General features: G+C 69.7%; 16 protein-coding genes. 7 read left to right on the forward strand and 9 right to left on the reverse strand.

Annotated elements, in window-relative coordinates; genetic code table 11:
- Positions 1-2 precede the first annotated feature (2 nt).
- Positions 3-1,163 carry an acyl-CoA dehydrogenase family protein gene (locus ACWTPI_RS12880; RefSeq protein WP_454731817.1) on the forward strand — a complete coding sequence of 387 codons (1,161 nt, stop codon included), beginning with the start codon at positions 3-5 and terminating at the stop codon, positions 1,161-1,163.
- Between the two features lie 44 nt (positions 1,164-1,207).
- Positions 1,208-2,701: an aldehyde dehydrogenase gene (locus ACWTPI_RS12885; protein WP_454731818.1), complete on the forward strand. Its 1,494-nt coding sequence runs from the start codon at positions 1,208-1,210 to the stop codon at positions 2,699-2,701.
- A gap of 36 nt (positions 2,702-2,737) precedes the next feature.
- On the opposite strand, the gene ACWTPI_RS12890 is transcribed toward ACWTPI_RS12885, so the two are convergent.
- Complete coding sequence (locus ACWTPI_RS12890) at positions 2,738-3,643, reverse strand: LysR family transcriptional regulator (protein WP_454731819.1); 906 nt, start codon at positions 3,641-3,643, stop codon at positions 2,738-2,740.
- A 123-nt stretch (positions 3,644-3,766) separates the two neighbouring features.
- Here ACWTPI_RS12890 and ACWTPI_RS12895 point away from each other — a divergent pair, with 123 nt between their 5' ends.
- Positions 3,767-4,165: a VOC family protein gene (locus ACWTPI_RS12895; protein WP_454731820.1), complete on the forward strand. Its 399-nt coding sequence runs from the start codon at positions 3,767-3,769 to the stop codon at positions 4,163-4,165.
- A gap of 89 nt (positions 4,166-4,254) precedes the next feature.
- Complete coding sequence (locus tag ACWTPI_RS12900; protein WP_454731821.1) at positions 4,255-5,373, forward strand: alkene reductase; 1,119 nt, start codon at positions 4,255-4,257, stop codon at positions 5,371-5,373.
- 103 nt (positions 5,374-5,476) lie between these two features.
- On the opposite strand, the gene ACWTPI_RS12905 is transcribed toward ACWTPI_RS12900, so the two are convergent.
- The 8 genes from ACWTPI_RS12905 to ACWTPI_RS12940 form a co-directional block, all read right to left on the reverse strand.
- On the reverse strand, positions 5,477-6,637 hold the full coding sequence (locus tag ACWTPI_RS12905) for a thiolase (RefSeq protein ID WP_454731822.1): 1,161 nt from the start codon (positions 6,635-6,637) through the stop codon (positions 5,477-5,479).
- Complete coding sequence (locus ACWTPI_RS12910) at positions 6,634-7,014, reverse strand: Zn-ribbon domain-containing OB-fold protein (RefSeq protein ID WP_020202288.1); 381 nt, start codon at positions 7,012-7,014, stop codon at positions 6,634-6,636. The genes ACWTPI_RS12905 and ACWTPI_RS12910 overlap by 4 nt, the downstream gene beginning before the upstream one ends.
- The gene (locus ACWTPI_RS12915; protein WP_029043443.1) at positions 7,011-7,475 is read right to left on the reverse strand and encodes a MaoC family dehydratase; all 465 of its coding nucleotides are present in this window, start codon (positions 7,473-7,475) and stop codon (positions 7,011-7,013) included. The genes ACWTPI_RS12910 and ACWTPI_RS12915 overlap by 4 nt, the downstream gene beginning before the upstream one ends.
- Positions 7,476-7,541: 66 nt before the next feature.
- On the reverse strand, positions 7,542-8,528 hold the full coding sequence (locus ACWTPI_RS12920) for an NAD(P)H-dependent flavin oxidoreductase (RefSeq protein ID WP_454731823.1): 987 nt from the start codon (positions 8,526-8,528) through the stop codon (positions 7,542-7,544).
- A 10-nt stretch (positions 8,529-8,538) separates the two neighbouring features.
- Complete coding sequence (locus ACWTPI_RS12925) at positions 8,539-9,237, reverse strand: 3-oxoacid CoA-transferase subunit B (RefSeq protein WP_020202285.1); 699 nt, start codon at positions 9,235-9,237, stop codon at positions 8,539-8,541.
- A complete protein-coding gene (locus ACWTPI_RS12930; RefSeq protein WP_020202284.1) occupies positions 9,234-9,899 on the reverse strand; it encodes a 3-oxoacid CoA-transferase subunit A in 666 nt (221 codons plus the stop codon). Before ACWTPI_RS12930 ends, ACWTPI_RS12925 begins: the two co-directional genes overlap by 4 nt.
- 3 nt (positions 9,900-9,902) lie before the next feature.
- On the reverse strand, positions 9,903-10,802 hold the full coding sequence (locus ACWTPI_RS12935) for an SDR family oxidoreductase (protein ID WP_020202283.1): 900 nt from the start codon (positions 10,800-10,802) through the stop codon (positions 9,903-9,905).
- Between the two features lie 58 nt (positions 10,803-10,860).
- The gene (locus tag ACWTPI_RS12940; RefSeq protein WP_454731824.1) at positions 10,861-11,688 is read right to left on the reverse strand and encodes an enoyl-CoA hydratase-related protein; all 828 of its coding nucleotides are present in this window, start codon (positions 11,686-11,688) and stop codon (positions 10,861-10,863) included.
- A gap of 256 nt (positions 11,689-11,944) precedes the next feature.
- Between ACWTPI_RS12940 and ACWTPI_RS12945 the strand changes: the two genes are divergently transcribed.
- The 3 genes from ACWTPI_RS12945 to ACWTPI_RS12955 all read left to right on the forward strand — a co-directional run bounded on the left by ACWTPI_RS12945 (position 11,945) and on the right by ACWTPI_RS12955 (position 15,161).
- The gene (locus ACWTPI_RS12945; RefSeq protein WP_020202281.1) at positions 11,945-12,754 is read left to right on the forward strand and encodes an IclR family transcriptional regulator; all 810 of its coding nucleotides are present in this window, start codon (positions 11,945-11,947) and stop codon (positions 12,752-12,754) included.
- Positions 12,755-12,964: 210 nt separating this feature from the next.
- Positions 12,965-13,948: a Bug family tripartite tricarboxylate transporter substrate binding protein gene (locus tag ACWTPI_RS12950; RefSeq protein WP_020202280.1), complete on the forward strand. Its 984-nt coding sequence runs from the start codon at positions 12,965-12,967 to the stop codon at positions 13,946-13,948.
- Positions 13,949-14,402: 454 nt separating this feature from the next.
- A complete protein-coding gene (locus tag ACWTPI_RS12955; RefSeq protein ID WP_020202279.1) occupies positions 14,403-15,161 on the forward strand; it encodes a DeoR/GlpR family DNA-binding transcription regulator in 759 nt (252 codons plus the stop codon).
- The last annotated feature ends 184 nt before the right edge of the window (positions 15,162-15,345 follow it).

Here is a 15,345-nt window from a genome sequence, read left to right on the forward strand (position 1 = left end):
ACATGATTCCACGCACGCTGTTCGAGGCGGACCACGAGGCCTACCGCGATTCGGTGCGCCGTTTCGTCGCCGGCGAGCTCGCGCCGCGGCACGCGCACTGGGAACGCGAGGGCATCGTCCCGCGCGGGATCTGGCGCCAGGCGGGCGCGGCCGGACTGCTGTGCTGCGGCGTTGCCGAGCGGTACGGCGGCCCGGAGGCGAGCTTCCTGTTCAACGTGGTGGTGATCGAGGAACTCGCGCGCGCCGGCATCACCGCGCCGGGCTTCTTCATCCACAGCGAGATGGTCGCCCCCTACCTGGAGGTCTACGCGAGCGAAGCCCTCAAGAGCCGCTGGCTGCCGCGCATGGTGCGCGGCGAGGCGATCGGGGCGATCGGCATCACCGAGCCGGGCGCCGGCAGCGACGTGCGCGGCATCGCCGCCACCGCGCGGCGCGACGGCGGCGAATACGTGATCAACGGCCAGAAGACCTTCATCTCCAACGCGCACAACTGCGACTTCGTCGTGCTGGTGGTCAAGTCCGGCCCGCCCGGCGAGCGCGGCGCGATGAGCCTGATCCTGGTGGAGTCGGACCGGGCCGGGTTCAGCCGCGGCCCCCGCATGCAGAAGCTGGGCAACCGCGGCCAGGATACCGCCGAACTGTTCTTCGACGACGTGCGCGTGCCGGCGTCGAACCTGATCGGCGCCGAGCACCGCGCGATGGCGTACCTGACGAACAACCTCGCGCGCGAGCGCCTGGCCCAGGCGGTGCGCGCGGCCGCGGTCTGCGAAGCCACGCTGGAACAGACGGTCGCGCACGTCAAGGCGCGCATGGCATTCGGCCAGCCGCTCGCGGCCTTCCAGAACACCCGCTTCAAGCTCGCCGAACTGCGCGCCGCCATCACGGCGGCGCGCGTCTACGTCGACCGCTGCATCGAGCTGCAGCTGCGCGGCACGCTGGACGCGGCCGACGCGGCGGCGCTGAAGCTCCAGCTGGTCGAGCTCCAGTGCGCCACGGTCGACCAATGCCTGCAACTGCACGGCGGCAGCGGCTACCTCTGGGACAGCCCCGTATGCCGCGCCTACGCGGACGCGCGCATCGCCAAGATCGCGGGCGGCTCACTGGAAATCATGAAGCAGATCATCGCCCGCGACCTGATCGATCCGCCCGGCGGCCGCGATTGACCCGCCCGGCGGCGCCGTCCGAACGCCACGCCCAGGAGACGCCCATGCACCCGCAGCAGGAAATCCGCACGTTCCACAACCATATCGACGGCCAGGAAGCCGCCGCCCTGTCCGGGGCGGAGTTCGTCACCACCAATCCCACCACCGGCGCCCGGTGGGGCCGGTTCCCGCTGTCGGGCGCGGCGGACGTGGCGCTGGCCGCGAGCGCGGCGCAGCGGGCGCTGCAGGGCGCGTGGGGAACCCTGTCCCCCACGCGCCGGGGACGCCTGATGATGCGCTGGGCGGACCTGGTGGCCGACGCGGCCGACGAGCTGGCCGCGCTGGACACCGCCCAGGGCGGCAAGCTCTTCAGCGAGGTCCGCGCGCAGATTCGCGCGATGCAGGACTGGCTGTACTATTTCGGCGGCCTGGCGGACAAGATCGAAGGCGCCGTGATCCCGCTGACCCAGACCACCGTGCTCAACTACACGCTGCGCGAGCCGCTCGGCGTGGTCGGCGTGATCGTGCCGTGGAACTCGCCGGTGTTCCTGACCATCATGTCGGTGGCGCCGATCCTCGCCGCCGGCAACACCATCGTCATCAAGCCGTCGGAAGTGACCTCGGCATCGGCCACGCGGCTGGCCGCGCTGGCCCTCCAGGCCGGCATGCCGGCGGGCGTGGTCAACGTGGTGAACGGCATGCGCGAGGCCGGCGAGGCCCTGGTGGACCATCCCGCGGTCGCCAAGATCTGCTTCACCGGCAGCGATGCCGCGGGCCGCCTGATCGCGGCCCGGGCCGGCGGCCGGCTGGCCTCCTGCACGCTGGAGCTCGGCGGCAAGAGCCCCAACATCGTGTTCGCGGACGCCGATCCCGACCTGGCCGAGGCCGGCGTGCTGGCCGGCATCTTCGCCGCCGCCGGCCAGACCTGCATCGCCGGCAGCCGGGCGTATATCCACGAAAGCCTGTACGACCGGCTGGTCGGCCGGCTCGTCGAGCGCGCCAACGCGATCGTGCTCGGCGACCCGATGCTCGGCGCCACGCAGATGGGGCCGGTTGCCACCGCCGCGCAGCTCGACAAGGACATCGGCATGGTGGCGCGCGCCGTGGCGGAAGGCGCGCACGTGCTCTGCGGCGGCCGCCGCGCCGCCGTCGCCGGCCTGCCGCTGGGCAACTTCTTCCAGCCGACCATCATCGAGAACGCGGCCCACGGCAGTTTCCTGATGCAGAACGAAGTGTTCGGCCCGGTCCTTTCCGTGACCCCGTTCGCCGACGACGAGGACGTGCTGGCAATGGCCAACGGCACGGCGTTCGGGCTTGGCGCCGGCATATGGACCCGGGATCTGCGCCGCGCCCACGTCATGGCCCGGCGCCTGTGCGCCGGTACGGTATGGGTCAACACCTATCGCGCGATGGCGTGCAACTCGCCGTTCGGCGGCATGAAGGACAGCGGCATCGGACGGCAGAACGGCATGGAGTCCGTCTTCCAGTACCTGAAGACGAAAAGCGTCTGGTGCGAACTCGGCACGCAGCTCACGGACCCGTTCGTGATGCGCGTGTGAGGCGCGCGTGAGGCGGTATGCGAAGCACGGCCGGCGTCAGGAAGGCGCGCCGCCGGCCGCCGGGCCCAGTTCAGTGGCGATGGCGTCGATCAGCGCCCGCACCCGGCGCGGCTGGACGCGCGTGGGCGGGTAGACGATCTGCAGCGCCGTGCTCCCGGGCGAGAAGTCGGCGAGGATTTCGCGCAGCCGGCCGGCATCCAGGTCCGCCTGCACGTCCCAGATCGACTTGCGGCAGATGCCGTGCCCGTCGCGGCACCATTGCCTGACGAGGCTGCCGTCGTTGGCCACGCGCCGGCCGCCGACGGCGACGCGATACGCCCCGCCATCGACGCGGAACGACCAGACCCGGTCGATATTGGCGCCGAACCGCATCACGATGCAGTCGTGCCGCATGAGGTCGTCGGGGTGGCGCGGCGTGCCGTTGCGCTCCAGGTACGCGGGCGCGGCGCACACCACGCGCCGGTTCTCGCCGATCGGCCTGGCCCGCAGCGTGCTGTCGGCCAGCGTGCCGTAGCGGATCGCGAAGTCGATGCCCTGGCTGGCGAGGTCGACGAAGCCGTCGGTGAGATTGAGGTCGATGGTCACGTCCGGGTGCGCGGCCAGGAACCGGTCCAGGATCGGCACGATGCGCGACTGCCCGAGATCCATCGGCGCGCTCAGGCGGACCGGGCCGGAGATCTTGCCCGCGCCGAGCCGCACGTTGCTCTCCAGCTCGTCCGCCTCCGCGAGCAGGCGGCGCGCGCCCTCGGCCAGCAGGCGGCCCTCGTCGGTGAGGCTGAGCGAGCGCGTGGTGCGCGTCAGCAGGCTCGCGCCGTAGTAGCCCTCCAGCATCGCCAGCCGCTCGGAGACCGACGCGGGCGACAGCCCCATCTCCCGCCCGGCGGCCGACAGGCCGCCCTTCTCCACGATCATCAGGAACAGGGCGAGGTTGTCCAGCAGCATGGTCGTCGGTCTTTCTTCGGAAAATCCGAAATATGATTTTGAAATGTAGGTGATTATCAGGGAAACACGCAAGGTCTATCGTTCTGCCATCACACGGCAAGCACGCCGGCACGAGAGATAGCCATGCACCTGGACCACGTCACCATCCGCACGCGCGACATCGCCGGCACGCGCGCGTTCTTCGAGTCGGTATTCGGCCTGCGCGACGGCGCCCGCCCGCAGGCGCTGCGGGGCATTCCCGGCCACTGGCTCCATGCCGGCGGCCAGCCGCTGGTCCACATCGTCGGCTCGCACGGCTACGGCGTCGGCCACGCCGCCGAGGCCATCGACCACGTGGGCTTCCGCCTCGAAGGCTACGGTGCCTTCCGCGCCAGGCTGGAACGGCTCGGCATCCGCTACTCGACGATGGACCTGGCCGAGCTGCGGGAGCGCCGGCTGTTCTTCCGCGCGCCCGGCGGGCCGCTGCTCGAAGCCGTGTTTTCCGAACCCGTCCCGGCGCAAGCCGAGCCCGGCGCCCGCTGAGCGGCGCCGGCGATTTCGGCCGCGCCACCCCGCGCCACCCGCCCCTTTATCCCCCAACCCCGCCAGACCCCAGCCATCCGGAGCAAAGCATGTCGAAGCCATCCAGTCTGTTCACGCCCATCCACCTCGGCCGCCACGCGCTGCCCAGCCGCATCGTCATGGCGCCCATGACGCGCGCGCGCAGCACGCAGCCGGGCGACATCCCCAACGCGATGAACGCCCGCTACTACGCGCAGCGCGCCTCGGCGGCGCTGATCGTGACCGAGGCCACGCAGATCTCGCCGCAGGGCAAGGGCTACTCGTTCACGCCGGGCATCCACAGCGCCGCACAGGTGGCCGGCTGGAAGCTGGTCACGCGGGCCGTGCACGACGCCGGCGGGCGCATCTTCCTGCAGCTCTGGCACGTCGGGCGCATGTCGCACCCGGACTTCCACGGCGGCGCGCTGCCGGTGGCGCCCTCGGCGGTGCCGTTCGAAGGCGCGATCTGGAAGGTGGACCCGGCCACCGGCGCGGGCGCGATGGTGGCCTGCCCGACGCCGCGCGCGCTCACGCGCGAAGAGATCAAGGCCATCGTCGAGGATTTCCGCCGCGCGGCGCGCCATGCCATCGAGGCCGGCTTCGACGGCGTCGAAGTCCACGGCGCCAACGGCTACCTGGTCGACCAGTTCCTGCGCACCACCGCCAACGTGCGCACCGACGAATACGGCGGCTCGCGCGAGAACCGCCTGCGCTTCCTCAAGGAAGTGATGGACGCGATCGCCGCCGAGATCGGCGCGGACCGCGCGGCGATCCGGCTCGCGCCGTTCCTGACCGCGCGCGGCATGGCCTGCCCCGACATCCTGCCCACCATCCTGGAGGCCACCGAATACCTGCACGCCGGCGGCTTCGCCTACCTGCACCTGGTCGAGGCCGACTGGGACGACGCGCCGCAGTTCACCGAGGCATTCCGGCAGGCCATCCGCCAGCGCTTCGCCAACCCGATCATCGTGGCCGGCAAGTACGACCTGGCGCGCGCCGCGTGGGTGCTCGACCAGGGCTACGCCGACCTGGTCGCGTTCGGCCGCCCCTTCGTCGCCAACCCCGACCTGCCCCGCCGCCTGGCCGAAGGCCTGCCGCTCGCCGCGTTCGACGCCGGCTCACTGTTCGGCGGCGCGGAGCATGGCTACACCGACTATCCCGCCGCCGAGGAAGCCGCCGCGCAGGCGTGAGGGCCGGGCGCGCGCGGTTGCGGGCGACATCGGAATCGGAAGGCCCTTCCGCCCACCCGCGCGCATGGGTGAGCGGAAGGGCCATAGCCATGCCCCGGAGAAACTACACCGTGTGCGCCGCCCCCAGAATGACGGTGTTCTGCGACGACAGCACGCCGCCGTTTCCGTGCGCGAGCGCGATCTCCGCGCCGGCCGCCTGGCGCGCGCCGCATTCGCCGCGCAGTTGCCGCACCGCCTCGATCAGCAGGAACATGCCGTACATGCCCGGATGGCAGTAGGACAGCCCGCCGCCGTTGGTATTGACCGGGAACGTGCCGCCCGGGGCAATGCGGCCGCCGCTGACGAACGCGCCGCCTTCGCCCTTGGCGCAGAAGCCGAGGTCTTCCATGAACAGGATCGTGTTGATCGTGAAGGCGTCGTACACCAGCGCCACGTCGACGTCCGCCGGGCGCAGGCCCGCCATCGCGTAGGCGATCTCGCCCGCGCGCCGCGCGCCGCTGTGCGTCAGGTCGGGCATGCTGGAGATGCTGTGATGCGTGGTGACGGTGCCGGCGCCCAGCACATACACGGGCGGGCGGCGCATGCCGCGCGCGCGCTCGGCCGACGTCACCACGATGGCGCCGCCGCCATCGGTGACGAGGCAGCAATCGCGAATGGTCAGCGGATAGCTCACCATGCGCGCGCCCAGCACCTCTTCCACCGTGAGCGGCTTCTTTTCCCAGGCCACCGGGTTCAGCAGCGCCCATTGCCGCGCGGCGACCGCCACCTCCGCCAGTTGCTCGCGCGTGGTGCCGAACTCGTGCATGTGGCGCGCCGCCGCCAGCGCATAGGCCGTCGGCGGCATGAACGGCTTGAACGGCGACTCGTACGGATTGGGCTCGGCCGCGCTGGTGTTCTTGCGGCCGAGCGAGCGCTGCGTGCTGCCGTAGGCGATGACGGCAACCTTGCAGGCGCCGGCGGCGATCGCCATTTGCGCGTGCGCCAGGTGCAGCATGAACGACGAGCCGCCGGTCGACGTGGAGTCCACGTAGGCTTCGGGCAACCCCAGGTACTCCGCCAGCGCCAGGCCGGACAGCCGGCTCTGCGACGTCGCGCAGAAAAGCCCGTCGACGTCGGACAGGGCCAGCCCGCAGTCGTCCAGCGCGCGCCGCACGGCCTGCGCCATCAGGTCGATCGGGGTATATCCCGAGCCGACTTCGCCCAGGTCGGATTCGGCGGCGCCCACGATGGCCGCGCTGCCGCGCTTGATGAGGGAGGATGTCATGCCACGGTCACCGGATGGAAAACAGGATAGGGATCGTCGCCATTCGCGTGGACCTGGAACGATACGCGCATGCCGATCGCCACCGCGCCGGCGGGCATCTGCTCGACGCGGCTCATCAGCCGGAAGCCTTCGTCGCAGTCGATCAGCGCCACGTTGTACGGCGCGCCGTCGCGCGGGTAGACCACGGTCGTGCTGTAGACCGTGCCCAGGCCCTTGCTCACGCGCCATTGCAGGTCGGTGCTGCCGGTGTACGGGCACAGCACGCGGGGATAGAACACCGCGCGGTCCGCGGCCGGGCTGAACTGGTAGGCAAGCCGGCCCTCGCGCAGGTGGCCGAGGTAGACCTCGTATGGGGATTGGGCGGCAGGGGCCATCATGCCCCCCTGGCGTAGATGACCGACACGGTTTCCGCGACCAGCGCGGGGCGCTCCACGCCCTCGATCTCCATCCGGTTGCCGAACGTCAGCCGCGCGCCGCCGTCGATGGCCTCGTACTTCTCGAGCGTGCGGTGCAGCCGGATGCGCGCGCCGCACTGCACCGGCGCGGTGAAGCGGACCTTGTTCGAACCGTAGTTGATGCCGCGCGAGCGCTGGCGGATGCGCAGGATGTTGCCGCCCATGTACGTGACCAGCGACAGCGTCAGCATGCCATGCGCGATGGTCTTGCCGCCGGGCAGCTCCCGGCGCGCCCGCTCCACGTCCACGTGGATCCAGTTCTCGTCTCCCGACACGCGGGCGAACGCATCGATGCGCTCCTGGTCCACCGTCAGCCAGTCGCTGACGCCCAGCGGCTTGCCCACATACTGCGCCATGTCCTCGGGTGTTTCTACTTCCAGCATTGCAGTCTCCTTGAAAGATCGGTCGGTGAGCGGGTCTCGCCGTTACGCCGTTACGCCGTTACTCCACTACGCCGCGCGCAGCGGGACGCCGGCCAGCCCGGCCAGCCGGTCGGCGATCAGCGCCTCGGCCTGCCGGATGATGCGGCCCACCAGCTCCGCGCAGGTGGGGATGTCCTCGATCAGCGCCTGCACCAGGCCCACGGTCCAGATGCCCTCCTCCACGTCGCCGTTCTCGTAGACGCCGCGGCCGCGCACGCCGGCCACCTTGGGGGCGATCTCCTGGATGGTGGCGCCGGCGCGCTCCATCGCGATGACGCTCTCGGACAGCGCGGTGCGCGCCACCCGGCTGCTGTTCTTCAGGCTGCGCAGGATCAGGCAGGTGTCGCGCTCGCTGTTGGCCACGATGGCCTGCTTGATGCGGTCGTGGATCGGCGCCTCGCGGGTGCACATGAAGCGCGTGCCCATGTTGATGCCCTCGGCGCCCAGCGCCAGCGCCGCCACCAGCCCGCGCGCATCGCCGAATCCGCCGGAGGCGATGACCGGGATGTCGAGCTGCGCCACCGCGGCCGGGATCAGGATCAGGCCCGGGATGTCTTCCTCGCCGACGTGCCCGGCGCACTCGAAGCCGTCGATGCTGACGGCATCCACCCCCATCTGCTGCGCCTTGAGCGCATGCCGCGCGGTGGTGCACTTGTGGATCACCTTGATGCCCGCCCGCTTGAACGCGGGCAGGTGCTGCGAGGGATTGTTGCCGGCGGTCTCGACGATCGTCACGCCGGCATCGATGATGGCGTCGCGATAGGCGTCGTAGGGCACCGGCTTGAGCGTCGGCAGGAAGGTCAGGTTCACGCCGAAGGGCTTGTCCGTCATGGTCCGCGTGCGCGCGATCTCGGCCGACAGCACCTCGGGCGAGGGCTGCGTCAGCGCCGTCAGGATGCCCAGCGCGCCGGCGTTGGAGACCGCCGCCACCAGCTCCGCCCGGCCGACCCACTGCATGCCGCCCTGCACGATCGGGTGCTCGATGCCGAGCAGTTTCGTAATCGCTGTTTTCATGGTGACTCGATCAACGTTCAGTGTGGCCGGCGTCCGGCGCGTAGGGTCCGCAGTCCGGCGCCAGGGTCAGCGGGGCCGCGGTCGATTGCTGCAAGGTGGCGAAGTCGAGGCCGCGCGCCATGCGCCGCACCACCAGGCCGCGCGGCGTGACGTCGATCACGGCCAGGTCGGTGTAGATCCGGTCCACGCAGCGCGCGGCGGTCAGGGGATAGGTGCAGGCGTCCAGGATGCGCGGCTTGCCGTCCTTCGTGCAGTGCTCCATCAGCACCCACACCTGGGCGGCGCCGCAGGCGAGGTCCATCGCGCCGCCCACGCCCGGAATCTGTCCGGGCAGGCCGGTGGACCAGTTGGCGAGATCGCCGTTGGCCGCGACCTGGAACGCGCCCAGGCAGGCGATGTCGATATGTCCGCCGCGCACCATCAGGAAGGAGTCGCTGTGGCTGAACACCGACGCGCCCGGCAGCAGCGTGATGAATTCCTTGCCGGCATTGAGCACGTCCTCGTCTTCCTCGCCGGGCGCGGCCTTCGGTCCCAGCCCCAGCAGGCCCTGCTCGCTGTGGAACAGCAGTTCGCGGCCGGCGGGCACGTAGTCGGCCATCAGCGTCGGCAGGCCGATGCCGAGGTTCACGCAACTGCCGTCGGGGATATCGCCGGCGGCCACGCGCGCCATGTCCTCGCGGCTCAGCCCTTTGCTCAGTCCTTTGCTCATTTCGCCTCCACGAGCCGGTCGATGAAGATGCCGGGCGTCACCACGTGCTCCGGGTCCAGCTCGCCCAGTTCGACGAACTCGCTCACCTGCGCCACGGCAAGCCTGGCGGCCCCCGCCATGACCGGGTTGTTGATGCGGGCGCCGCGGTGATAGACCAGGTTGCCCCAGCGGTCGCCGCGCTGCGCCTTGATCAGCGCCACGTCGCCGGTGATCGGCTCCTCCAGCACGTACAGCTCGCCGCGGATCTCGCGCGTCTCCTTGCCCCGGGCCAGTTCGGTGCCGGCGGCCGTGCGCGTGAAGAAGCCGCCGATGCCGGCCGCGCCGGCGCGGATGCGCTCGGCCAGCGTGCCCTGCGGCACCAGTTCCAGCTCGATGCGGCCGGCGTGGTAGAGCTCGTCGAAGATGGTCTTTCCGGTCAGCCCGCGCGGGAACGAGCACACGATCTTGCGGATGCGGCCGGCCCGCATCAGGTCCCCCACGATGTCGGTGCCGATGGTCGCGTTGTTGGCCACGATGGTCAGGTCGCGCACCCCCAGCTCCAGCACGCCCTCCATCAGCCGGGTGGGCCGGCCCGACGTGCCGAAGCCGCCGACCAGCAGCACCGCGCCGTCGCGGATCCCCGCGATGGCGTCGGCTACGTTCTTGCAGCGCTTATCGATCATTGCTCAGTCCAGGTCGTTGCCTTTCATGTCGGCATTGCGGCGCGCGCGCGCGGCCAGGTCGCTCAGGACCGGCCCGATCTTGCCGGCATCGTCCACCGGCTCGGCCGACGGCCCGCGGTGCCAGCCTTCCAGCGCGGCCAGATGGCCGCCGCCGACCTCGAACACGCGCCCCGTCACCGCGCCGCTGTCGGCGCCGGCCAGCCACACCACCACGGGCGCGATCCAGCGCGGATGGCGCGCGGCGATCTCCTCGGGCGTGCGCTCGCGCAGGCCTTCGGTCATGCGGGTCTGGGCATGCGGGCAGATGGCATTGACGGTGACGCCATAGCGCTTGAGCTCGCGCGCGCCGATGACGGTCAGCGCCGCGACGCCGGCCTTGGCCGCGCCGTAGTTGGTCTGCCCGATGTTGCCGAACAGGCCCGACGACGACGTCGTGTTGATGATGCGGCCGTTGACCGGCTCGCCCGTGGCCTTCTGCGTGGCGCGCCAGTAGACCGCGGCATGGTGCGACGGCGCGAAGGTGCCTTTCAGGTGGACGTTCACCACGGCATCCCATTCGCCCTCTTCCATGTTGACCATGGTGCGGTCGCGCAGGATGCCGGCGTTGTTGACGAGCGCATCGAGCCGGCCGAAATGCTCGACCGCATGCGCGATCAGGCGCCGCGCGCCTTCCCAGTCGGCGATGTTGTCGCCGTTGGCCACGGCCTGGCCGCCGGCATGGACGATCTCGTCGACCACCGCCTGCGCCGCGGACATGTCCTGGCCGATGCCCTCGCGGGAACTGCCGAGGTCGTTGACGACCACCCTGGCGCCATGCGCGGCCAGATGCAACGCGTATTCGCGTCCGATTCCACGGGCGGCGCCCGTCACGATCACGACGCGGTCCTGACAAACCTTGCTCATCGATGTCATCCTGAAAAAGATGGGGAAAAATGGAAGAAACTGCCCTGCCCTGCCCGGCTCACGCGGGTGTCGCGCCGCCGCCCTCCACGCCCTCCGCGCCCGTCGCCGCCCGGCGTCGGGCCGCGCGCGCGCGCACCGCCTCGCGGTGCTCGGGCGTCTCGGTGCAGCGCACGTGGCGCCATGCCTCGGCATCCAGCACTTCGCCGAGCGTGGCGCCCAGCGCGTCATTGAGGTTGCGCTTCATGTAGCCGACCGCCGTGCGCGAATGGCTTGCGCAATGCCTGGCGATGGCCATGACCACGGCTTCGAGCTGCTCCGCGGCGACTTTCTGGTTGAGCAGGCCCAGTGCGGCGGCCTGGCCGGCGTCGAGCAGCGGCGAGCAGAGATAGAGTTCGCGGGCGCGCGCCGCGCCCACGATGCGCGGCAGGAAATAGTGGCCGCCAAAATCGCCGGGCACGCCGACGTCGATGAAGCCGGTCTTGAGTCGCGCGGTGTCGTCGCCGATGCGCATGTCGCAGGCCAGCGCGATCGACAGCCCCGCGCCGACGGCCGCGCCGCGGATCATGGCCAGCGTCAGCTTGGGCATCTCGTGCAGCAGTTCGCAGATCTCGGCACGCCGGCGCAGCCGGTTCGCGCGGGCCTCGAACGACAGGGTCTCGGCCGCCGACGCGTCGGCCATGCGCGCCACGTCGCCGCCGGCGCAGAACGCGCCGCCGGCGCCCGTGAGCACCACGGCGCCGATCGCATCGTCCGCCGCCGCCAGGGACAACTGCTCGCGCAGGTTTTCGTACAACTGTGGGCTCAGCGCATTGCGCCGTTCGGGGCGGTTGAGCGTCAGGGTCAGTACGCCGTCCTGACGCACCGCAAGCAGGTGTGTGTCTTCCATTGCCGTGTGCCGCGCCTTGCTGCAGCGCAGCGTGTCTCCAGTCTTGTCTTGTCCGGCCAGGCGTCTCGTCGACCGCCTCGCCTCCGGGCGGTCATCCGCGATGCGCCGCTGCCGGAGCGAAGAATGACAGCAAGCGCGAGCGGGCCGCCATATGAAGTCCAAAATATGGACTTCATGAGTCCAGGCCATATACAGCCTGGCCAAGACGATGGACGATACGGTCCACATAATGAGAACCGCTCGGAATGAAAATGCCATGAGCCCGTCCAAGCCCAATGTCCTGGCCAGCGCCGCCGCCGGCACGCAGACCCTGCATCGCGCGGTGGCGCTGCTGCGGCTGATCACGGCCAACAACCGCGGCGGCATCCGCCTGGTGGACCTGTACCGGCGCGTCGGCATCGAGCGGCCCACCGCGCACCGGATCCTGCAGGGCATGATCGCCGAGCAGCTGATCCGGCAGGACGAGACCACCAAGCGCTACTACCTCGGCCCGCTGCTCTACGAGATGGGCCTCGCGGCCGCGCCCAAGCTCTCGCTGCGGGACATCTGCAAGCCCTACCTGCAATCCATCGCGGACCAGACCGGGGATACCGTCTTCATGACCGTGCGCTCCGGCTTCGACAACGTCTGCGTGGCGCGCGCCGACGGCAACTTCCCGATCAAGCTGTTCATCCTCGACGTGGGACGGCACCGGCCCCTGAATATCGGCGCGACCGGGCTGGCGCTGCTCAGCGCGCTGCCCGACGAAGAAGTCGACCGCATCTGCAAGGTGAACGTGGCGCGCACCCAGCGCAAGAATCCGCGCTACTCGCTGGCGGCATTGCAGGCGAGCATCGCGGAGACGCGCCGGCGCGGCTATGCCACGAACAAGGTGTTCGACTCGCCCGCGGTGATGTCCGTCGGCATGGTCATCCGCTATCCCGACGGCACGCCCGCGGCGGCGATCAGCGTGTCGACGCTGGCCACCCGGCTGGGCAAGGAGCGGACCGAAACCGTGGTGAACTGCCTCGGCGACGCCATCCGTTCGATCGAGGACGAACTGGCGAATCTCACCAAGCTCTATTGACTTCTGTTGACGCGACGAAGCGACGCCGCTCCGCGGGCAACGCGATAGTTCAAGTAGTGGACCTGAAACTGCCCGCGTCATGTGCAAAAGACAGTCGCAGGTACTTAGACTGTTTGCCGTACCTGCGATGCCTCGACACGGCAGTGGTGACGAGGCATCGCACGGGAATACACCTAACTAATCGTGCCAACGAAGGCACAGGAGGAAGACATGTTCTGCTTTCATCGTCTGGGGCTGCGCGCCGCCGCGGCATTGATCGTCGGCCTGGGTATCGCGACGTCGGCGCAGGCCGAGTTCCCCGACCGCCCGATCCAGTTCGTCTCGCCCTACGCGGCCGGCGGCGCCAACGACTTTCTGACGCGCCTGATGGCCCAGCACATGGGCGACGAACTGAAGACCACCATCGTCGTCGACAACCGCGCCGGCGCCAACGGCGTGGTCGGCGCCAGCTTCGTTGCCAAGGCCCAGCCCGACGGCTATACGGTCCTCATGGGCAATAGCGCGACGCACGGCACCAACCCCACGTTGTATCCCGACGTGACCTATGACCCGGTGAAGGACTTCGCCCCCATCGGCATGGTGGGCTCGGTGCCCATCGTGCTTGCGGTCAACGCCAAGCTCAACGTCAGGACCGTGGCCGAACTGATCGCCTACGGCAAGGCCAATCCGTCCAAACTGTCGTACGGCAGCAGCGGCATCGGCGGCACCGGCCACCTCGCCGGCGAGGCATTCAACGCGGCGGCGGGGCTCGACATGGTCCACGTGCCCTACAAGGGCGACGCCCCCGCCGCGGCCGACGCGATGGGCGGCCAGGTCTCGATGGCCTTCGTCGGCGTAGCCTCGGCGGCGTCGATGCTGCAGTCGGGCAAGATCCGCATCCTCGCGGTGGCCAGCCCGAAGCGCAGCAGCTCGCTGCCCGACGTCCCCACGCTGGAAGAGGCCGGCTTCAAGGGCCTGTACTTCGCGCAGTGGTATGCGCTGTTCACGCGCGCGGGCACGCCCGCGGCCACCATCGAAAAACTCAACGGCGCACTCAAGCTGGCGCTGGCGCGCAGCGACGTCAAGAAGGCGATGGCATCGCAAGGCGCCGACGCGGCCTACACCACGCCGGCGGCGCTCAACACGTTCTATCGGTCCGAGGTGAAGCGCTTCGGGGAGATCATCCACCGGCTGAACATCAAGGCGACGAACTGAGGACGCCGCCCCCCGCCGCATAACCGCCGCATAACCGCCGCATGACTGCCACGTGACCGCCACAGACGCGGGCACGCGGCATTTCCCCGCGACCCGCACGCGCGCACCCGGCCAGGCCGGCCGATCCGCGCGGCCCGCCCGGAGCCGTCGCCATCCGGGCGCCGACGCACCGCTTCGATACGCAAGCCTGTCCGCCTGAAGATACGGCCAGACAGCGGGATGCAGGCCCTGTGAGCGCCTGAACGCCGTCATCGCCGATGACGGCGAACCCGGCGCCTTCCTCTTCCGCACGACCTCCCCGCGACCCTGTCCGCCCGCCGGAAGCCCGCCGACAGCGCACCGGAAACGCGCCGGAAGCGGCCAAAACTATCCACGCTTTCGCCGCCGATATCATTTTGCCGTCACATTCGGCGGGTAAATTTTCATTCGAACATAAATCTTGAGCGAATGAACAATGAGCCTGAGCCGCCGACAACGGGACATCCTCGACTGGCTGCACGAAGTCGACCAACTGAGCACCGAGCAACTGGCCAGCCGCTTCAACGTGAGCAGCCAGACGATCCGGCGCGACATCAACGATCTCGATGAGCAAGGCCTGGTCAGGCGCGTGCACGGCGGGCTGAGCCTGCCGACGAACCAGCACAACCAGAGTTTCCTGCAGAGAAGCAATGTCCAGATCGAGCGCAAGCGCCGCATCGCGCAGGCGGCCGTCGGCCTCATGCAGGACGACGCGACGATCTTTCTTGGCTATGGCACCACGGTGGCGGAATTCGCGCGCGCCCTGCCGCCGGACCGGCCGCTGCGCGTGGTGACGAACAACATCGATGCCGTGCGGGCCCTGGCCGACAAACCCGAGATAGAGACCTGGGTGGCCGGCGGCAAGCTGCGGCCCGCCGACCGCGACGTGATGGGGAGCACCACGCTCGACTTCCTGCGCAAGTTCCGCGCGCACTTCGCGATCTGCGGCGTGGGCGCCGTGAGCGCCGACGGCACGCTCTACGAATTCCAGCCGGACGAAGCCGAACTGTCGCAGGTCCTCCTCACGCACAGCCACCGCAGGCTGCTGCTTGCCGACAGCAGCAAGTTCCTGCGCGAGGCGCCCTGCCGGGTGGCGCGGCTCGAGCAGGTCGACCACTTCTTCACCGATGCCGACGCCTCCGCCGAACTGCAGGCGCTCTGCGAGCGCGCGGGCGTGGAGACGCACCTTTGCTGAACGCCCTCGTGGCGTCGAAAACACCCCATGAAGCGTACCGGAACACCTTTTCCCTCGCAGCCGAGCCTGCTCCAGGTACGCCCGCGGTCATCGCGATACCCGCGCATTGCGCACCGCTCGATTGACCACGAAGCCCATCACAACGACTCGTGCTCGGACTGCAACTGACCAATCTCATGACTAG

The organism is Cupriavidus ulmosensis (assembly GCF_977008105.1).